The following is a 21,686-nucleotide window of genomic DNA, read 5'->3' on the forward strand; positions in this document are numbered from 1 at the left end:
CGATTCATCTTGATGCACTGCATCTCACCGGAGATCTCGCGGTCACCGAGGGCGCAGCAGACTTCTCAAAACTGCCCTATTTCGACGGAACTCGCGACATCAATCCCGAGGTCGCCTACCTGAGCGAATCGATTGTCGCGACGCCGTTCCATGACCAGAACCTCATTCTCAAGGCCGGCGTGCATCTGCACTGGGCGCTGCCGGACGCCTTGACGAAGGGGGGACACACAGCGGACGGCACCGACTTCCCTGCCGTGCCAACCCGCTGGCTGGTAACCCGCAGCAGGCTTGCCGCCAGCGGAGACAGCGTGGTCGAGCGGCGCTGGGTGGTGGAGAGCGACTACCTGCACCCAGCCGGTGAGGGAGCATTGTCGGGCGCCATAGCCTTCCCCGTGCCTGCCCATCTGGACGATTCCGAAATCCATCCGTTCCGGTTCCTGGGGCGGTCCATGCCGCTGGCCCAGTGGCTCGATCCGGACCGCGATGCCGGGCGGGCGCCAGAATATCTCGACAAGCTGACCGCAGCCGGATACGGACACCCCGCCTTTGCCGCCATCTATCCAAACTGCCACAGCGTGTTCGGTTTTCACGATCCCGAGCCGGGATCACTCGGCCCGGATCTGCAGTATGACGTGATCGGCTGGTACCGGGCGTCCGGTAACGACTGTGTCGGGCGACTGGTCCGCCAACTCGCCACCGAACTCGAACTGGCCTCGCCGGCTACGGTCGCGCCCGGTCCGCTGCTCGAGGGACTGGCCGAGGAATACGGCTGGACCCCCCGGGTCACCGTTACCAAGGACCTATTGCGTGCAATATCCACGGATCCCGATCCGCTCTGGCGGGAGCTGCTGGCCAGGGACTGGCTGGCACCGGTGGACAACCAGACGGCGCTGGCCACGATCACCAGCTGGCGTGCGGGACGGTTGCTGAGCACGCCGTTCCAGGACGCGGCGGAGCGGGTCGGGCAACTGCTGGACGACGCCGCCATCACCGTGCTCGGGAACATTCCGCCCGAGCGGGTCGCCTGTCACGCCCGGCTGCGGTTCGCCCCGACGAACGCCACCGAGGCTCCCGGCCTGACCCTGGCGGTCGGCAACAGCGGTGCCGAGGCGCTCGCCGCGTACCTGGCGGACGCGGACGCGGCCGGGCCGGACCAGGCCGCCGCCGTCGAGCGGCAGCTCGCCGCGGTGCTGGAGCTGACCGGGGCGCAGCAGCGGGTGCTGGACACCAACGCGAAGCTCGCCGAGGCGTACCACGAGCGGACCTTCCGGCCGGTCGACGGCGAGTCCCGCTGGACGGTCAGCTCGCAGCTCGCGGCCGGCACCGCCGACGCCGCGGCCGAGCAGGATCTCGCCGACCTGCCGCCGGACATCTCCGCCGCGCTCACCGAGCTGAACCACCTCCAGGACGCGTACGACCGGACCCGGCAGCGGATCGAGTCGACCCGCCGCCAGATCTTCTCCGACTGGTACAAGTACCTGCTGTGCAGCTACCCGCCGCACGACGAGGTGGACGACTACCCGGACGCCGACACGGTCCGGGTGCTGATCGAGTCGGATCTCGCGACGCTGGACGAGCAGGTGGTCGCCGCCGCCCGGCTCGACCAGCAGCGGCACCAGGCCGCCGGACAGATCCGCCGGAGCCTGGCCGAGCGGGTCACCGGCACGGACCGGGCCGGCTACACGCTGCGTAAGGTGGCCGGCCCGCGCTACTACCAGCCCACCGAGCCGGTGCTGCTGCTGGCCGGGGACGCGGTACGCCCCTCCACCCGCTACGGCCAGGACCACCGGTTGCGACCGGACGACATGCTCGACACCCGCCTGCTGCCCGAGGTGGACTTCGCCGAACCGGAGGCGCTCTGGCAGGCCGTCGACGCGGTGTGGCGGGAGCTCGCCGGTGCGGTGTCCGCCGGGCACGGGACGGTCGGCTTCGCGCTCTGGCGGCGGCAGCCCTGGCATCCGGTGCTGCTGGACTGGGAGGTGGAGTTCTTCCCCCGGGCCGAGCAGGTCAACCGCGACGGCGCGTACGACCCGGACTACATCAACACCAACTACCACCTGGACGGCGACTCGGTCGAGCTGGCCCTGCGCGACGACCGGCAGCACCTCGCGGTCGGCGCCCGGTTCTACCAAGGCAGCAGCATTCTCACCTCGTTCGCCGCCGAGCAGATGCGCACGGTCATCGGCCGGTACCTGGTCGACCTGGTGCTGCACCGCGATCACGAGCAGTTCTTCGCCGCGGTGCAGATCGCCGAGGAGGACCGGACCGCCGACTTCCTGCTCCAGGACATCGACCAGGTGGTGACCTGGTACGCCCAGCGGTACCGCCCGGACGGGCCGGACGACCCGGTCGCCAACGTGGTGGCCGCGTACCGGCGGCTCGGCCCCGACTTCGCCGCGCTGTCGCAGGCGCTGAGCGGGTTCAATGAGGCGCTGCTGGCCCACCGGCAGACCATGCAGCTACCGGTCGCCGACCCGCTGGCCTTCGCCGACGACGCGGACTTCACCAGCCGGGTACGGGCGGCGGTGCAGCGCGGCAACCACAGCGCGCCGATGCCGATGGACGACTTCAACCCGATCCGGGCCGGCGCGCTCCAGATCCGCCGGCTGCGCCTGGTGGACAGCTTCGGGCAGGTACGCGACCTCACCTGGGACCGGCTGGTCCGGCCGGAGCCGCTGGCCGAGCCGGACAACACCACCTGGATCGGGCTGCCGCCCCGGCTGGTCCAGCCGGCCCGGCTGAACCTGCGCTGGCTGGCGGCCGATGCCGACCACGTCGAGGCCGGTGCGCACGCGGTCAGCACCCCGATCTGCGGCTGGATCCTGCCCAACCATCTCGACGACAGCCTGATGTTCTACGACCGGAGCGGCGCGGCCCTGGGGCAGGTGGACCAGTCCGCGAGCTGGGAGCCGGCGCCGGGCGCGACTGCCCCGGTGAGCCCCGCACAGGTCCACGACCCGGCCTTCGCCGGGATGAACCCGCACCTGCGCCGGGTCGCCGCCCAGCTCACCCGGGCGCCGGGCGCGCCGGACACCGGGCAGGTCGGCTTCCTGGCGAAGTTCCTGGAGGTGATCGAGTCGGCGCTGGACGCCGTCGCCCCGGAGAGCGCCGCCCAGCAGCAGGGCCTCGGGCTGCTGTTCGGTCGCCCGGTCGCGGTGGTCCGGGCGAGGGTGAACCTGGAGCTGTGCGGGCTACCGGCGGTCAGCCAGAGCTGGCCCTCCTTCGACCAGGACCTGCGCCGGGGTACCCGGGACTCGCAGGGTTTCACCCGGGTCCGGTTCCCGGTCCGGATCGGCGCCCGGGACCAGTTCGACGACGGCCTGCTGGGCTTCTGGAAGGAGACCGGGGACGGGTACGCCGACAACACGTTCTACGCCGCGCTGGACGAGCCGTCCGACCATGCCCGGATCGTGCCGTACGACAGCCCGGCCGCCCTCGTCGGGCAGGCGATCGACGACCCGCCCGAGGAGCTGACCCTGCTGGTCGATCCCCGGGGCAAGGTGCACGCGAGCAGCGGCGTACTGCCCACCAAGGTGATCGACATCCCGCCGGACCAGTTCACCGCCGCGCTGGCCGCGATCGAGGTCACCTTCCTGACCGCGCCGCTGATCACCCCGCGTGACCAGGTCCGGATCTCGCTCGGCGAGGAGCCGGGGTACCGCTGGTCCTGGCTGGCGCCCGAGCCGGCGCCGAACGGGCCGGTGTGGGTCGAGACCGAGGCCGACGCCACCATCACCCGGACCGCCTTCCTGGCCCACTTCCCCACCGCGGCGGCGCTGTGGACCGAACTGCTCGACCCGCAGACCCGGTGGCTGGTGCCGGCCGGCGCGGGCGGTGCGACCGTGCTGGCGCCGGCGCAGCGCAAGAGCGCCGCGCTGCCCGGTGACTTCGCCGGCCTGGAGCAGTGGGCCGACCGGGTACTCGGCATCGACCAGGCGACCGGTGCGGCGCCGGCCGCTCCGGTCACCCAGGCCCGGCTCGGCGCGGCGCTGCCGGCAGCGGCGGACGTCTGGGCTCACCTGGTCCGGCCGGAGACCGGTTGGCTGACGCCGCTGGACGGCGAACCGGTCCGGGCCAGGATCGTGCCGGCCGACCAGCGACCGGGCGCCGTGGTGGACGCCCCGGCCGAGAACCGGGCCGAGCCGCCGGACCTGGACGGACCGTTCGCCGGGCTCGCCGCGCGGATCGGGCTGATCTTCGACCTGTACCAGTCGGGCATCGCCGCGATGCGCGCCGACGCCCTGTTCACCGGCCCCCAGGAGATCCGGGAAGGCTGGCTCACCCTCCGCCCAGCGCGGGCGCGCAGCGACGATGCGAGGACACGATGACCGCTCTGGACCGCGGGCTGGCCCTGCACCTGACCCTCACCCAGGACGACAAGCGCACGGTCGTCGACAGCTCCGGCAACGGCAACAACGGTACGGCCCGGGGCACGTCGCAGCCGGTGGACGATCCGACCCTGGGCCGGTGCTACCAGTTCAACGGGACCACCGACTATGTGGAGATCCCGCCGTTGGGTCGTGCCGACGCGGTGACCGTCCAGCTGTGGGTCCGCGCTGACGCGCTGGACCGGACCCGCACGGTGCTCGCCTGCGCCGACTGGCCGACCGGCAACCTCCTGATCGAGTTCGTCAGTACCAGGTTGAAGGTGAACCTGACCGGAGGCGAGCCGGGGGACCAGGTCTTCGGGTACGCGTTCACGGCGAACCGCTGGTACCACCTGGCGGTCACCTACAGCCGCCGGGACCAGCGGATCTCCCTGTACGTCGACGGCAAGCTCACCGAGACCCGGCAGTACGGGAAGACGGCCGAGGTGAACCTGACCGGCGCGTGGATCGGCGGCCGGAAGACCGGCGCATACTTCCAGGGCCGGATCGGTTCGCTGCGGATCTACCGGCGGGCGCTGACCGAGGACCAGATCCGCCAGCTCATGCAGATCGACCTGGCGAAACTCGTACTGCACCTGCCGCTGGACGAACTGCGCGACAACGCGGCGGTGGACGCCGCCGGCTCCACCCTCGCCGCCCGCGCGACCGGCACCCCCTCGACCGTGCTCGACGAGGTCTTCGGACGGTCTTTGCGGTTCGACGGAACGAACGAGATGCTGACCATGCCCGAGGCCGAGGCGTTGCGGCTCGGCACGTACACCGTCTCGATCTGGCTCAAGCCCGACGGCCCGCCAGCCACGCCCTGGCAGGGCATCGTCGGCAAGCCCGGCCGCAACTTCAACATCTGGCTGAACCGCGCCGGTCACATCCACCACCGGTTCAATGCCGGCGGCAACTGGAACACCGGCGCCCCGGACACCCCGCCGAACAGCATCGCCTGGAACGCGTGGAACCACGTCGCGATCACCAACGACGGTACGACCGCGACCACGTACATCAACGGCGTGCTCGCCGCGACCGGTCCGACCGGTGGCGCCCCGGTGGTCAACATCTCCCCGCTGCTGCTCGCCGGCGACCTCGACGGTGCGGCGTCCGGCTACCGGTTCAAGGGCAGCCTGGCCCACCTGCGGATCTTCCGGGCGGCGCTGCCCGCCGAGGCGATCCAGCGCGGCATGGCGGCGGACCAGGCCGCCGTCACCTCGGTCCGGCGCAGCCACCCGCTCGTCTTCGACCTGCTCGACGGCGACGACGAGACGGTGCTGCCGATCGACAGCGACCCGACCGGCCACCAGCTCTTCCTGGAGATCACCAACAGCGCCGACCAGCCGGTCCTGCTGGGTCCGATCACCACCGCGCCGACCGCGACGAACCACCACCTGGCGCTGCGGTTCCGGGCCGGCACGCTGGCCGCGTCCTGCCTCGATCCGGCCAAGCCGCAACAACTGGTCCGGCTCGCCGCCGACGGGTGGCAGATCAGCAAGCCGGTGTCCGAGAGCCAGACCGTGGTCTTCTACCTGGCCAGCAGCAAGGGCCGCACCCTGGAGCAGGGCCGGACCTGGCACCTCACCCTCGAACACGCGATCGCGGACGTGGCCGGCGGCACCCGCGCCACCCGGGTGGAGTTGCACTACCGGCAGTTGCGGTACGCCGGCCAGACCACCGCGTTGGAGGGCCACCGCCGGCGCATCCTGAAGATCGTCAACCGGCTCGGCAAGCCGGAGATCCCGCTGCACGCCGGCTTCACCGGCGGCAACTGCGTGCTCAACGACAGCCGCTCCGAGTCGATGCTGGTGCTGCACGTGGCCAACCTGGCCGCCGACGGGCCGATCCCGCTCGCCCCGCGCGACACCAGCCAGAGCCCGACCCGGTTGCGCATCGCCTTCGACCACGAGCCGACCACCCGGGCCACCCTGGACCGGCCGTGGGCGCTGGGCACCGGAAGCGACCTGAAGGACGTCGACATCCCGGCGAACGCCGCGGTACGCACGGGCTGGCAGGTGGAACGCTCCTCGGTCGAGGGCGAGGCGACCGAGCTGGTCCTGACCCCGATCAGCAAGACCAGCCTGGACCTGCGGGAGATCGTGGAGATCCCGCTGGCCCGGATCCGCTCCTCCCTGCCCTCCGGGCCGGCCAACCTCTACCTGCGCTACGAGAACGTTCCCGGCTACCAGGACGGCCAGTTCATCTGTCCGGTGGTCAAGGGCCCGCTGGTGGCCAACGGGTCGTACGTCGGCGTGGGCACCAGCAGCCCGGCCGCCCCGCTGCACGTACAGGAGACGACCGGCACCGGGCACGGCCCGAACAGCGGCTCGTTGCTGATCGACCACGACAACGGCGGCGGCGCCAGCAGCATCGTGTTCCGCAGCCGGGTCAACCGGGGCAGCGACTACGGCTTCATCCAGTACCAGGATGCTGCGGCGACCGGCGGTGCCGGCGAGAGCGCCCGGCTGATCGTCGGGACCAGCAACGACCCGGACGACCACGTGATCCTGCAACCGGCCGGCAACGTCGGGGTCGGTGCCCCGAACCCGAAGGCCAAGCTGCACGTGGACGGCGGCTACTACGGGCACGGCGACGTCCGGCTCTACTCCTACGACGGCGACGGCCGCGACGGTACGACGTTCGTGCAGGCCCGGGACGACTCGGGCCGGACGTCGCTGGGCATGCGCCTGCGCACCCAGAACCAGGGGAAGATCGTCGACGCGATCCACCTGAACCCGGACGGCAACATGGCGCTCGGGCACGCCGACCCGCGTTCCCGGCTGACCGTGCACGGCTCGACGAACATCAGCGCGGACGGCGCACCGGTCGGCCTGATGACGATGCTGTTCAACGGCCGGATGAACGACGGCGACAGTCGCAGCCACCAGCTCTACAACCTGACCAACCACTGCACGTCGTGGCTGGAGCTGACGGTGCTGATACACGACGCCAACTCGAACACCCATCGCCTGTTGACCCGGGTCGAGTACGTCGTCTACCGGGAGTGGACCGAGGCTCCGAAGATCGAGGTGCTGGCCCAGCCGTACCGCAAGACCGGCGCGCGGAGCATCTACAACGCCGGCGTCGTCGCCGTCGGCAACGACATCCAGGCCCAGATCAGCCAGAGCGGTTTCGCCACCAACAGCGTCTACAAGGTGCTCGCCCGCTACATGCTCGGCAAGTCGTGAGTCGCGTGGGGCACCGGAGGGAGCGGCACCGATGACCTGGAGCCTGGAGATCCACCACATCGATCTGGTCGGATCGGGCGACTCGACCCTGATCGTCGCCCGCGACGACGGCGTCGGCGGCGGCGGGCACGCCGCACAGATCCGGACCGTGCTGATCGACGGCGGCCGGCTCGGCCACGCCACCCGGATAGACGGCTACCTGACCGCCGCCGTGCCCGAGTTCGCCAACGGCACCGATGACCTCGACGTGATGGTGGTGACCCACTACGACGCGGACCACATGGGAGGTGTCAGGGGGCTGCTGGCGCGGCGCAACACGCAGCTCTACGACAACGTGCTCATCTTCGACCAGGGCGAGCCGGTCAACGCCGACGAGGATCCCTACCTGCTCTATGTCAACGCGATCGCGAGACCGGGGACGGCCCGTACCCGGGTGACCCGCAACGTGTCCAGCGACACGACACCGGTGCACAAGCAGCGTGCGGCACAGTGGCTGTTCGCCGGGCCGGTGCCCGGCGTGCGGACCCCACCGGTCATGTTCGGCGGGGGCGTGCCGGTCCCGTTGGGGGGGAACGCGGCGATCGCGCCACCGCCAGCGCTGGTCGCGCCGGGCGGAGCCGTGATCGCTCCGTTCACCCTCGCGAACTGGTGGCACCCGTACTGGCTGGTCGGCCGGGAGATTCTGTGGACCGACGCGGCCGGCGAGCCGCTGAACTCGCCCACGCCGGCCGCGCAGCCACCGACCGTCACCTGCATCGCGGCGAACCGGTTCGTCCGCAACGGCGCCGCGACCGCCACCTACCGCAGCGGCGGCATGCTCACCCCGCCCGAGCAGACCAAGAACGAGAAGAGCCTCGCCTTCGAGGTCCGGTTCGGCAACTTCCGGTACTACATCGGCGGGGACATCGAGGCGATGCAGGAGCAGAGCGTCTCGGCGTACCTCAACCCGGTGGACTCGGTGGCCCAACGGGTGCACATCGTCAAGGCCAGCCACCACGGCGCCAACACCGCGACCACTCGCGCCTTCGTGGACCGGATGCGACCGGAGGTCGTGCTGATCTCCTGCGGCACCAGGAACCAGTTCTCCCACCCGGCCGACCGGACCGTCGGCATCCTGGAGGGGTACGCCGGGGCCACTCCGGCGCCGCCGGCACCGGCCGCTCCCGGGCGGGCGGTGCCGAGCTACCTGACCGGCTACCAGGTCCGGGGCACGCCGCTGGTGCCGCCGCAGTCACGCGGCGGGCCGACCTCGCACACCGCCGGCAGCCAGATACCCCCGGTGGCCCAGGGCAACCTCCGGGTCGATGTCTCCCAGGTGCAGGCCGACCGGGACGCGCTCGGGTTGTGGGCCGTCTCGCTGGCGGAGACGATCATCGCCACGGCGGCCGTGACCGGTGTCGTGCTGCCCGCGGCGCTGGTGCCCAACGCGATACACCGGCTGGTCGCCACCGGCCCGCGCGCGGCCCTGGTCAACACAGTCATCACCGGCGTGCTCGGTGGGCTCGGCGCCGCCGGCGCCGCCGCCCCGGCCGCGGCCGCCGGTATCGCCGTCGCCACGCTGGCCGGCGGCATGGCCGCGGTCCTTCCGGCGGTCTACGCCGCGGCCACCGGTGCCGGCGCCGCCGCAGCCCCGGCCGCGGTCGCCGCCGCGGCCGGCGGGCTCGTCTGCGACCTGGCGTTGGCCGCTGCGGCGATGGTGCCGGCCCTGGCCCAGACCGCCACCCAGGCGGCGGCGACCCTGGCCGGCGTCGCGGGCGGACCCGCCGCCGCCGCCGGTGCCGCTGCCAACGCGGCGGTGATCGCGGCGGCGCCGGGCGGCGGCCGGTTCACGGTCACCTTCTACGACCGCAACGCGATGGGCGGGGCCGGCCAACGAGTCATCACCCACCACTGAAGGGCTACAGATGGACATCACCAGCCTTTCGCTGGCCGAGCTGAAGACCCGGCTGGAATCCCAGGTCGACCAGGGCAAGCTGGCCCTCGCGCCGGACCTGCTGGGCGATCCGACGCTGGCCGGCTTCCTGGCCGGCCTGCCCCAAGGGCGGGCCGTGCTCACCGGGACACGGTTCGACCTGGCGGACACGGCCTGGCCGCAGCGCCTGACCGTCACCGGCCAGGTCGGAACCGCCTGGCCGGTCAGTGCGTTCGCCGTCGACGCCTTCCACGCCGGCACGTTCGTACTGACCGTCACCCGGGCCGCCGCCGGCCGCCCGGCCCAGGTCGGCGTCACCGTCGACGCCACCCTGCGGGTCGGCGTGTTGGCGCTGCCGGTCACCGGTGCGCTCACTCCGGACGGCGTGCTCGCCAGCACGCTCCGAGCCGGCGACCACCCGCCGCAGGATCTCGCCGACCTGCTCGCCCTGGTCAGCGGGTCGGCCGGCACCACCGGCCTGCCACCGGACACCCGGTTCGCCACCGGCCTCGCGGTCAACGACCTCGAACTGCTCACCCGGCTCGGCGAGGCCCCGCTGACCTCGCTCGTGCTGACCCTGGACAGCGCGGTCGACTGGCCGGTGGTCACCGACCGGTTCGTGTTGCGGTCCATCGGGGTGACCCTGATCGCCACCCACGCCGCCGTGCCGAACAGCTTCTCCCAGGTCGGGTTCGGCGCATCGCTGCACGCCACCCTGCACATCGGTCGCGAGTTCACGGTCACCCTGGGCTTCGGCTCCGGCGGCCCGTGGGAACTCGACATCGTCCCGGCCGACGGCGTGCTGCCGAGCCTGGCCGACCTCGCCGGGCTGATCGGCGGGCAGAGCCTGCAGGATTCGGTCCGCGCCGGCCTGGCCGCGGTCGGCCTCGGCGAGATCGGCATCGACGGGGTTCGGATCGGCTTCGACCCGCACGCCGGGGCCCTGCGGCACATCGCGGTCGCCGGTCACCTCGTGCTGGCCGGGGTCCGGTTCGACCTGACCGCCCAGCTACCCGGATTCCGGTTCGGCGGGCACCTCGGCGACGGCGAGACGATCGAGCTCAAGCGGCTGTTCGAGCACTTCTTCGGCACCGCCGAGGGATTCCCGGACGTGGTGGTCACCGAGCTCGGCCTCATCGCGTACCCGCAGGAGGGCTCGTACGAGCTGGAGCTGACCGTGGAGGACGACGAGTTCGTCCTCGGGCCGGTCGCCTTCCAGCAGCTCAGCGCCACCATCGCCAAGGACGCCAGCGGGTACACCGGGTCGATCAGGGCCGGCCTCACGCTCGGCGGCGCGCAACTGCTGATCGAGGCGAGCCGGCCGGACAGCAGTGGCGTCTGGGTCTTCACCGGCACCACCGGGCCGGGACAACAGCTTCGGGTGTCGGACCTGCACACCGACCTGGGCACCACGTTCGACGCCTTCACCCTGCCCGCCGCCGTACGGGATCTGCTGATCGACGAGCTGCTGATCCGCTTCGACACCCGGGGCAACTTCACCTTCACCTGTCACACCCGGTTCCCGGTCAGCGACACCGGCAACCTCGACCTGACCCTGGTCATCGGCGTGACCGCCCGGGACAGCGGTCCGTCGGAGATCCGGTCCCACGCCACGGTGGTGATCGGGGATCTGCACTTCGAGGTCGACTTCGCCCGCACCGAGGGCGCGCTGTCCCTGCTGGCCGCGTACAGCGCACAGCCGAAACGGACCGCCCAGAAGATCGCCACCCTGCTCGCGCCGGTCCTTGACGCCTGTCCGGCACTCGCCCCGCTGATACCGGACAGCCTGGAGATCGAGCTGAAGGACGCGTTCGTCTTTCTGGACCAGGCCCGCCCGGCGACCGACGGCAGCCCCGCGCGGCCGGGCAGGGTGCTGTTCGGCCTGGACCTCGGCGCGTCGCTCGACCTCGCGCAACTGCCGCTGGTCGGCCGCGAACTGCCCGATGGCCAACGGGCCGGAGTGGACGACCTTCAGATCATCGTCGCCGGCACGGCGTTCACCGCCGCCGACGTGGCCGCGGTCAACGCCCTGCTACCGGCCGGGATCACCCGGCTGCCCGCCACCGCCGGCGACGGGTCGGCCCTGCCCGCCGGGATCACCGTCGGCGCGAAGCTCAACCTCGGCGGCGACCCGTACCCACTCGCCCTGCCGGTGTCCCCGGCGCCGGGCGGCAACCCGCCGGCCGCCCCGCCCGCACCGGTCGGCGGCCAGCCCGTGGTCACCGCCGGCAACACGCAGTGGCTCACCCTGCAGCGCACCTTCGGGCCGCTGCACCTCAACCGGGTGGGTTTCCAGTACGAACGCCAGAAGCTCTGGTTCCTGCTCGACGCGAGCATCTCCCTGGGCGGCCTGACCTTCGCCCTGGACGGGTTGGCGGTCGGCTCGCCGCTGAACGACTTCGCGCCCGAGTTCGACCTGCACGGGCTCGGGCTGGACTACCGCAACGGCCCGCTCGCGGTCAGCGCCGGCCTGCTCCGCGTCCCGCTCACCGGCACCGACGGCCAGCCGTACGACGAGTACGAGGGCTCGGCCCTGCTGACCATTCGCGAGCTGACCGTCTCCGCGCTCGGCGCGTACGCCTACGTCGGCGGATACCCCTCGCTGTTCGTGTACGCCTTCCTGGACTACCCGATCGGCGGCCCGGCCTTCTTCTACGTCACCGGAATCGCCGCCGGATTCGGCTACAACCGCCGGCTACGCGTCCCGGCGATCGACCAGATCGCCCATTTCCCGCTGGTCAGCAAGGTGATGTCGGACAGCTCCGCATCGGCTGCGGACCCGATGACCGAGTTGAGCACCCTGCGCCCGTACCTCACCCCGTCCGAGGGAGACCAGTTCCTCGCGGTCGGGATCAGGTTCACCTCGTTCAAGCAGATCGACTCGTTCGCGCTGCTGACCCTCATGTTCGGCCAGCGCTTCGAGATCGACATCCTCGGCCTGTCGACCATGAAGGTGCCGGCCGCGCCGGACGTGCCGCCGATCGCCGAGATCCAGATGGCGGTCAAGGCCAGCTTCATCCCGGACGAGGGCTTTCTCGGCGTGGCCGCACAGCTCACCTCGGCCTCGTACCTGTTCTCCCGCGACTGCCATCTCAGCGGCGGCTTCGCCTTCTACAGCTGGTTCAGCGGCACGCACGGCGGCGACTTCGTGGTGACCGTCGGCGGCTACCGCCCCGGCTTCGTCCCACCGGCCCACTATCCGGTGGTGCCCCGGCTGGGCTTCAACTGGCAGATCGACAGTGAGGTGTCGGTCAAGGGGGACGCCTACTTCGCGCTCACCCCATCGGTGCTGATGGCCGGCGGGCACCTCGCCGCCACCTGGAACAGCGGCAACCTCAGCGCGTGGTTCACCGCCGGGGTCGACTTCCTGATCGGCTGGCAGCCGTACCACTACGAGGCGAGCCTGTACGTCGGCATCGGGGTGCGGTACACATACCACTTCTTCGGCACCCACACCCTCTCCGTCGACGTCGGCGCCGACCTCTCCATCTGGGGGCCGGAGTTCTCCGGCCGGGCCCGGGTGCACCTGTCCATCATCAGCTTCGAGGTCTCGTTCGGCGCCGGCGCCGACCAACGCCCGGCGCCGATCGACTGGCCGGCGTTCCAGGCCGCGTTCCTGCCAGCCGACTCCGCCGAGCAGCCGATCTGCACCCTCGCGGTGCGGGACGGGCTGGTCCGCGCCGGGGACGGAGACGTCGACTGGGTGCTCAGCCCGCGCAAGTTCACCCTGGTCACCGATTCCGTGGTGCCGGCCAAGACGTACGACGTCGGGGCCGGTCGGATCGACGGCGCCGTACCGGCCGCCACCTTCGGAATCGCGCCGATGGACGTACCCGCGACCCAGTTCGGCTCGACCCACGCCGTCACCATCACCCGGGACGGCAGCACCGACGTGACGAACCTGTTCGCCTTCGAGCCCGTGCCCAAGCGGGTTCCCCGCGCGCTGTGGGGGGAGTCGGTCACCACCCGGGCCGACCCCGACCCGCTGATCGCGGACAGCCTCGCCGGCTTCGCGATCACGCCGATCGCCCCGGTGCTACCCGCCGTGGACCCGCCGCAGAGCATCCCGGACAGCCAGGCCGGATACAGCATGGAACAGATCGACCAAGCCTTCGACCTGGTGGACGGGAAGGTCTTCCGCCCCGCCACGGAACAGGGCCGGGACGCCGTCGACCGCGCACTCGGCAGCACCGGACGCGACACCCTGCTGGCAGACCTCGGCATCGACGAGCAGATAACGGTCGGCGGCCGTACCGCCGCCGCGTTCCTCGTCGCGCCGCTGGTCGGCAAACTGATCGGGCAGTGAAGGGAAACGGCATGACCAACGAGACCCGCTTCGTCTCCACCCACCGGCCCGCGCCGCAACTACGCGACGGCACCTACACCGTGACGGTCCGGCAGGACCTGACCATCCGTGGCCAGGCCAGAGGGGTGCGGGCCGTCAGCAGGCGGTTCGTCGTCGCGGGCGACCACCGGGCCCTGGCCCCGGAGGACGTGATGTCGGTCTTCCCGCCGGAGGGCAGCCTGGGCGACCACGCGAACGTGCTGCCGCACGTGCTGCTGGGCCGGGGCACGCTGCCCTGGGAACAGGCCGGCGGCGACGACACCTCCGACCTGCCCTGGCTGGCGCTGCTGCTTTTCGACGAGGACGACCAGGTCGACACGACGGTGCTCACCCTGGCCGAGATCGCCGCGCTGCCCGAGTTCGGCGACGAACCGCCGATGGTCGGGCAGCGCGACGACGACCGTGCGGTGGTGCTCGGCGTGCCGCGCGACCGGCTGGCGGAACTGATCCCGACCGCCGCCGAACTGTCCCTGCTCACCCATGTGCGGCAGAAGGTGGTGGCCGGCCGTGCCGACGGTGCCGAGTTGGCGGCGGTGCTGAGCGCCCGGTTGCCGAGGGCGGGGCGGACCAGCACCGCGCATCTCGTATCGGTGGCCGGCCGGTACCGCGACGGCACATTCGACCTCGGCACCGGTGATGTGGTCCACCTGATCTCCTTGAAGAGCTGGCGGTTCGCCTGCGTCCAGGACGGACCCGGCTTCGTCGGCATCGCCGAGTCGCTGGACCGCACCCCGGCCACGGTGAGCCTGCCCGCCCGTGGGCGGCCCTCCGTCGATCCGTACCTCACCCGGGGATTCGTCCCGCTCCCGCACCGCCTGCGCCAGGCCGAGCGGACCGTCTCCTGGTACCACGGGCCGCTCAGCCCACAGCGCTCCGCCGGCCCCGGCCCGACCGACCTGCTGCCGGTCCGGGCCGCCGACGCGCTGCTCCGGGTCGACCCGGACAACGGCATGATCGACGTTTCGTACGCCTCGGCGTGGCAGCTCGGACGGCTGCTCGCGTTGCGCAGCAAGCGGTTCTCGACCGCGTACGGGAACTGGCGGCAGGCCCGCCGGCGGGCGCACCACGCCGACGGGCAGGTCACCCCGGTACCCGTGCTGCGCGCCATCGGCGCCGCCGACCCGACCCCGCCCGAGGTCGTCGGCACCTGGCTCGCCGACCTCAACCGCCTCACCGACGTGCCGTTCAACTACCTGGTACCCGATGAGCGGATGCTGCCGGCGGAGTCGCTGCGCTTCTTCCACCTCGACCCGTGGTGGATCAGGTGTCTGCTCGACGGCGCGCTCAGCCTCGGCCGGGTCACCGAGGGGGACGTCGCCTACGACCGGGAACACCTCGCCGACCTGGGCGCTCAGCGCTATCCGATGGTCAGCGGCTTCCTGATCCGCTCCGCACTGGTCAGCGGCTTTCCCGGCATGCTGATCGACGGGTACGACGTGTCGGTGCCGGAGAACGGCGACCTGACCGGCCTGACCCCGGTGACCGCGTTGCCTGCCCGGCGGTTGAGCGAGAACGTGCTGCTCTGCCTGTTCGTGGGGGACGTCAGCACGCTGCACCTGCACCTGCGACCGGAGACCCTGCACTTCGGCGTCGACCACGACCCGCACGCCCCGACCGGCTGGTGCAAGCTGCTGCGCGACGACGCGGGCAAGCCGAAGAAGGGACGCGGTGTCCCCGTGGAATGGCACCGGATCACGCGCGCCGGGACCGCCCGGCCAGTCGAGCAGGTGGTGGACGTGGCGGCGCTGGCCGGCGACATCGGTAGCCCGATGACCCCGGCCCGGTTCGCCAAGGAGATGATCGAGGGCGTGCCGAGCGTGCTGTTCCGCCGCTCCTGAATGGTTCGGCTCCGCGTGGCCTGACGACGGTGGTGGCGGTCGACGGCGGGGCACTCGGCACCGCCGCGGGCCGGCGCTCAGGGCCGGGCCAGCAGCTCGCCGTGCAGGATCGAGAGCCAGCCGTCCGGCTCGGCGGCCCAGGCCCGCCAGCCGGCCGCGATCCGCGCCAGCGCTTCCGGGTCGACTCCCGCGGCGAGGGCCTGGTGCCCCAGCGCCGAGTCGACCACCCGCTCCGCCCACAGGTCACCCCACCAGGCCCGGTCCTGCGGGGTCGCGAAACACCACGTGCTCGACGTCGCCGTGACGTCGGTCAGCCCGGCGGCGTGCGCCCAGGAGAGCAGTTGGCGCCCGGCGTCCGGCTCGCCACCGTTGGCCCGGGCCAGCCGTTGGTAGAGCGCCAGCCACTCGTCGAGTTCGGGTCGGCGCGGATGCCAGGTGAACGCCCCGTAGTCGCTGTCGCGTACCGCGATGTGCCCGCCCGGCCGGCAGACCCGGCGCAGCTCGCGCAGCGCCCGGACCGGATCACCGACGTGCTGCAGCACCTGGTGGGCGTGCACGATGTCGAAGGAGTCGTCCGGGAAGGGGAGCGCGTGCATGTCGCCGACCGCGAAGTCGACGTTTCTCTGCCGCCGGGCCCCGATCTCGGCCCGGGCCAGTTCCAGTGCCCCGGTGGTGATCTCGACGGCGGTGACCCGCCCGGTCCCGTCCGGGGCTGCCACCAGGGCCGCCAGGTCGGCGGTGATGGTGCCCGGCCCGCAGCCGACATCCAGCACGGTCAGCCCGGGCCGCAGGACCGGCAGGAGATGGCCGGCCGAGTTGGCGGCGGTGCGCCAGCGGTGTGAGCGCAGCACCGACTCGTGGTGTCCGTGGGTGTAGACGGCGGAGTTCATGTCCCACATTTTAGTAGCAATTTCCTGACAGGTGGAAGATGCCCTCGGCGCGGCATTGCTGCCGTCGGCCCGGCTGCGGACCGCAACCGGATCACAACCGCCGGCTGGTTCACTCCACGGCACCGGCGGGGAATCGCCGGGGGAAGAAAGTTGGAGGCTGAATTGTCCGAGAAGCTGCGCAGGATCGCGCTCGGTGCCGGCATGTCACTGACGGTGGGTGTGGCACACCTGCTCTGGGCCGTGGCCCCGGCCCACGCCTCGGGCGGCACGGTGCAGGTGAGCGGATCGACGGTGTCCTACGTCACCCCGACGGGTGTCGCCAACGACGTGACGGCGGAGTCGGTCGCCGGCGGTGTCGCGGTCACCGACACCGGGTCGCCGGTGGTGCCGGGCGTCGGCTGCGTGTCGGTCACCAGCAACCGGGTGACCTGCCAGGTGACCGGGGCGGTGACCGTCGCGATCTGGACCGGGGACCTGGCCGACGAGGTGCACGTCACGGCCGCCGTGATGCTTGCCAGGATCGACCTGGGGGCCGGCGACGACCTGGTCGACCTGCAGGGGGTTCGCGGCACGGCGGTCTACGGCATGGACGGCGACGACGTCGTGTACGGCAGCGAGGCCGGCGACACCATCGACGGCGGCAGTGGCGACGACCGGCTCTACGGTCTCGGCAACGCCGACATCCTGCTCGGCGGAGCGGGGGCCGACCTGATGTCCGGCGGCACCGGCACCGACACCGTCACCTACGCCGACCACGCGACATCGGTCAGCGCCGACGCGGACGGCGTGGCCGGGGACGACGGTGCGGCGCTGGAGGGTGACACCATCCGCGCCGACGTCGAGAAGATCGTCGGCGGCGGCGGTGCCGACCGGCTCGTCGGCACCGGCGGGTCGGACGTCCTGGTCGGTGGTGCGGGGGACGACACGCTCGTCGGCGGCGGTGGGGACGACCTCATCCTCGGTGAGGCCGGGGCCGACACTGTCTTCGGCGACCAGTCGCCCCTCGTGCTCGGCCCGGTCGGGCGGGACGTCTGCGAACTCGGTCCGGGTGGCGGTACCGCCTCCGGCTGCGAGGTCGTCCGCTGACCGGGGGACCTGCCCTCGGCTGACCGCCCGGCGCCGCGGGCGACGTCGGACGGATTCCGGACGGCCGCTTTGCCTGCGGCGCCCCGTCGTGCTCTCCTCCTCCCGGGGGAGGGGGCGCGATGGCCGCAGAGGTTGGGCCGACGGTAGTGGCGGAGGTCCGGTTGCTCGGGCCACTGGAGGTGACCACGGGTGCCGGGGGCCGGGTCGGGCTGGGTGGGCCCCGGCAGCGGACCCTGCTCGGGCTGCTGGCCCTGCGCGCCCCGGACGTCGTCTCCCGGGCCCAGTTGATCGACGGTATCTGGGGCGAGGAACCGCCCGCCTCGGCGACCAAGACGCTGCACGCCCACGTGGCCCATCTGCGCCGGGCGCTGACCGCCGCCGGCCTGCCCGAGCTGATCACCACCCGACCACCCGGGTACGCCCTGGCCGCAGGCGAGACCGACGCGCGGCGCTTCGAGGCACTGGCCCGACGGGGCAACCGGGCCCTGCGCTCCGGTGCGATCACCGAGGCGGCCGAACTGCTCCGGGCCGGCCTGCGGTTGTGGCGGGGCGACGCCCTGGCCGACTGCCCGATCGGCGAGTGGGCCCGGGCCGAGGCGGCCACCCTGCACGAGGCCCGGTGGAACGCCGTGGAGGATCTCTGCGCCGCCGAGCTGGCGCTCGGCGAGCACGCCCGGGTCGCCGCCGAGCTGGAGACCCTGGTCGCCCGGGAACCCCTGCGGGAACGGCTCTGGGAACTGTTGATGACCGCGCTGCACCTGGCCGGTCGACGGGCCGACGCGCTGACCGCGTACCGGCGGGCCCGGGGTGTCCTGGTGGCGCAGCTCGGCATCGAGCCGGGCCGGCGGCTACGCGAGGTGGAGGCTGCCGTCCTGGCCGGGGAGAGCGTCGCGCCCGTCGGACCGGCCCCCGACCGACCGGCCCCCGACCGACCGGCTGGCGGCGACGCGGGCCGGGCGGCGGCGGATCCGGCACCGGACGGAGTCGGCCCGTCCGGCTGGCCGACCGTCGCCGGCCCACCGCTGCCGGCACCACTGACCCGACTGATCGGCCGCCGGGCCGAGGTGGCCGAGGTCGGCGCGCTCCTCGCCGACCACCGGCTGGTCACCCTCACCGGCATCGGGGGGTGCGGCAAGACCCGGTTGGCCCTCGCGGTCGCCGCGGAACTCAGCGCCGGGGACGACCCGGTGGTCCGGTTCGTGGAACTCGCCGGGCTCGCCGACCCGGACCGGCTGGCGGGCACCGTGGGCACCGCCCTCGGCCTGCCGGACCAGGGCGATCCGTCGCCCGTCGACGCGATGGCGCGGCAGCTACGCCGGGCCCGGCTGCTGCTGGTGCTCGACAACTGTGAGCACCTCGCCACCGCCTGCGCGGCGCTGGTCGGTACCCTGCTGAGCCGCTGCCCGCAGCTACGGGTCCTGGCGACCAGCCGGGAGACCCTCGGCCTGCCGGGGGAGCGGGCGTTCCCGGTGGCTCCGCTGGCGGTACCGACCGGCCCGTTCACCGGCAGCCTCGCCGAGGCCCGCCGCTACGACGCGGTCCGGCTCTTTCTCGACCGGGCGGCCGTGCCGGTCGTGCGCGACCTGCGGGACGCCGACGCCGACGCGCTGGTGGCGATCTGCGCCGGGCTCGACGGGCTGCCACTGGCGATCGAGCTGGCCGCCACCCGCACGTCGGTGCTCACCCTCCCGGAGATCGCCGACCGGCTGCGTGAACCCGGGCTGCTCCGCACCGGCCCGGGTGGTGCCGGCCGGCCGTCCGCCCTCGACGCCGCCATGGCCTGGAGCTACCACCTGCTCAGCCCGGCCCGGCAGCGGTGGTTCCGCCGGCTCGCGGTGTTCCGGGGCGGCGGAACCCTCGACGCGGTCGAGGCGGTGGCGCCCGGCCCGGCCGAGGAGGCCATCGACGTGCTCGGTGACCTGGTCGCCAGGTCGCTGGTGGTGACCGACCGCCGCCGGGACCGGGCCCGCTACCGGCTGCTGGAGACGATCCGGCACTACGCCACCGAGCGGCTCGCCGAATCCGCGGTGGAGTCCGCCGAGGCGTACCGGTGCCACGCCGTGCACTACCGGCGGCTGGCCGAGGAGGTCGACCGGCAACTGCACGGCCCGGAACTGGAGGCGCTGCTGGACCGGCTCGCGGTGGAGCACGACAACCTGGTCGCCGCGCAGGAGTGGCACCGGCGGCACGGCTCCCGCTCCGAACAGCTCCGGCTCGCCGCCGGCCTGGGGCGGTACTGCCATCTGCGCGGCCGGTACCGGGAGGGCCGGCGGTGGCTCGCCGACGCGCTCACCGGCACCGACGACGCGCCCGCACCCGAGCTGGCCAGGGCCTGCCTCTCCGCGGCGTACCTGGCCCTCTTCGAATGCGACTACGTCGCCGCCACCGGGCACGGTGAGCGGGCGCTGGAGGTGCACCGGCAGCTCGCCGACGACAGCGGGTCCGCTCGGGCGCTGAGCCTGCTCGGCTCGGTCGATCGGGAACAGGGCCGGCTGGACCGGTCGCTGGCCCGGTACGCCGAGGCGCTGGCCGTCCACCGGCTCGTCGACAACCGGCGTGGGATCGCGGACACGTTGCTGATGACCGGCTTCACCGCCTGGCTCGGCGCCGAGCTGGACCGGGCCGAACCGCTCATCGAGGCGGCCCTGGCGGAGTTCCACCAGCTCGCTGATCCCGAGGGGATCGCGTCCGCCCGGGTCCACCTGGCCGCCGTGGCGTACCACCGGGGGCAGGACGCCCGCGCCCGCTGGCTGGCCGAGGACGCGTTGTGCCGGTTCCGGGAGTTCGACTTCCAGGAAGGCATCGCCTGGGCACTGAACATCGTCGGCCTGGTCGAGGCCCGCGACGGCGACCGGTGGCGGGCGGCCGGACTGCTCCGGGGCAGCCTGGAGTTGCACTGTGCGGTCGGTGACCGGTGGCGCGGTGCCAGCCTGCTGGAGGCGCTCGCCGCCGTCCTCGCCGCCGACAACCGGCATCCGGCGGCGGTCGAGTTGCTCGGTGCGGCCAGCGCCACCCGTGCCGCGATCGGGGCGCCGGTGCCGGCGCAGGAACACGCCGTACACGTGGCCACCCTCGACCGGGTCCGTCTGGCGCTGACCGAGCGGGCCTTCTACGCCGCCTGGGCGCGCGGCGAGTCGTACCGGCTGGAGGAACTGCCGGCCCGCCTCCGCGAGCTGGTGCCCACCGGGCGGCAAACCGTGCCCAGTGGCTGACGGGCCGGGCCCCGGCGGCTGGCCGGGGCCCGGTCGGGCGTGCTCGGTCAGTTGCTGACCCAGGAGAGGTAGACGTCGCCGTCGCAGGTGTAGGAACCGACGTTCTTGACCGTCCAGTAGATTTCGAGCTCACGGGTGTTGTCGGCGTTCCAGTTCTGCTTGCGCCACTGCCGGGTCACCTCGAGCTGGCAGCTCTGGGTCACGGTGGTGGCGACCGGCCGGACGTCCACGTTGTAGTACCGGGTGGTGGGCGTGTTGTTCCACCCTCCGGAGGTGCTCGAACCCGGCGCCAGCGCGGTCACGTCAGCGATCTTGTAGGCACCCGCGGAACCGACCTCGGCATCGACGCCGGCGACGGCGGGCGCCGGACCCGCCGCCGCGCTGAGCGCCGCCACCGCCGCGGCGGCCCCCAGCATCGCCCCGATCCGGCGGGCCTTCGTGGTCTTCAACATGTCGTTCTCCTTTGCACCGGTCCCGGGAACTTCCCGTCGGGGACTGACCCATTTCTAGGCACCGGCGGCTGTGGACCGGTTGTGATCGGGTTGCGGTCGTCCGGTCGCCGGCCTGGTCGGCTCACGGTGAAGCGGTAGTGGGCTGGGCGACGAGCCACGCTCCGCGGTGCATATCCCCGGCAAGGTGCGGCTCGCCCCGAAACAGCCGCCAATACTGTGAGCCCCTGCCCCGGCGGCGACAGCGCGTCGGCGCGGCGGGGAGCAGGAACGGGGTGGCCAGGAGCAGTACGCCGGCGACTCGCGCCCCACCCTCACCGCACTCCGCCGGCACCTGGTGGCATCACGGCGGTCACCCCGACCGAGGTATGGGTGCCGGGCTGGGCCGGCCTCCAC

9 protein-coding genes are annotated in these 21,686 nt (G+C 72.5%); 7 read left to right on the forward strand and 2 right to left on the reverse strand.

Going from position 1 to position 21,686, the window contains the following annotated elements:
- Positions 1–575 precede the first annotated feature (575 nt).
- The 5 genes from OG559_RS13040 to OG559_RS13060 are packed head-to-tail and all read left to right on the forward strand — an operon-like array spanning position 576 to position 15,653.
- Positions 576–4,328, forward strand: a complete 3,753-nt coding sequence (locus OG559_RS13040; protein ID WP_405115518.1) for a hypothetical protein — start codon at positions 576–578, stop codon at positions 4,326–4,328.
- On the forward strand, positions 4,325–7,558 hold the full coding sequence (locus OG559_RS13045) for a LamG domain-containing protein (RefSeq protein WP_405115520.1): 3,234 nt from the start codon (positions 4,325–4,327) through the stop codon (positions 7,556–7,558). The genes OG559_RS13040 and OG559_RS13045 overlap by 4 nt, the downstream gene beginning before the upstream one ends.
- A 31-nt stretch (positions 7,559–7,589) precedes the next feature.
- Positions 7,590–9,452: a ComEC/Rec2 family competence protein gene (locus OG559_RS13050; protein WP_405115522.1), complete on the forward strand. Its 1,863-nt coding sequence runs from the start codon at positions 7,590–7,592 to the stop codon at positions 9,450–9,452.
- Positions 9,453–9,462: 10 nt separating this feature from the next.
- Positions 9,463–13,776: a DUF6603 domain-containing protein gene (locus OG559_RS13055; RefSeq protein WP_405115524.1), complete on the forward strand. Its 4,314-nt coding sequence runs from the start codon at positions 9,463–9,465 to the stop codon at positions 13,774–13,776.
- Positions 13,777–13,787: 11 nt separating this feature from the next.
- A complete protein-coding gene (locus tag OG559_RS13060; protein WP_405115526.1) occupies positions 13,788–15,653 on the forward strand; it encodes a hypothetical protein in 1,866 nt (621 codons plus the stop codon).
- A gap of 77 nt (positions 15,654–15,730) precedes the next feature.
- Here the strand turns inward: OG559_RS13060 and OG559_RS13065 are convergent, their stop codons facing one another.
- A complete protein-coding gene (locus OG559_RS13065; RefSeq protein ID WP_405115528.1) occupies positions 15,731–16,543 on the reverse strand; it encodes a class I SAM-dependent methyltransferase in 813 nt (270 codons plus the stop codon).
- Between the two features lie 150 nt (positions 16,544–16,693).
- Here OG559_RS13065 and OG559_RS13070 point away from each other — a divergent pair, with 150 nt between their 5' ends.
- Both OG559_RS13070 and OG559_RS13075 read left to right on the forward strand, forming a co-directional pair.
- A complete protein-coding gene (locus OG559_RS13070) occupies positions 16,694–17,629 on the forward strand; it encodes a calcium-binding protein (RefSeq protein ID WP_405115530.1) in 936 nt (311 codons plus the stop codon).
- Positions 17,630–17,748: 119 nt separating this feature from the next.
- Positions 17,749–20,841 (forward strand): AfsR/SARP family transcriptional regulator, encoded by a 3,093-nt coding sequence (locus OG559_RS13075; RefSeq protein ID WP_405115532.1) that lies wholly within the window; start codon positions 17,749–17,751, stop codon positions 20,839–20,841.
- Positions 20,842–20,888: 47 nt separating this feature from the next.
- On the opposite strand, the gene OG559_RS13080 is transcribed toward OG559_RS13075, so the two are convergent.
- Positions 20,889–21,293, reverse strand: coding sequence for a hypothetical protein (locus OG559_RS13080; RefSeq protein ID WP_396672025.1), 405 nt, complete (start codon positions 21,291–21,293; stop codon positions 20,889–20,891).
- Positions 21,294–21,686 lie beyond the last annotated feature (393 nt).

This window comes from Micromonospora sp. NBC_01405, from assembly GCF_045040155.1.
Taxonomy (GTDB): domain Bacteria; phylum Actinomycetota; class Actinomycetes; order Mycobacteriales; family Micromonosporaceae; genus Micromonospora.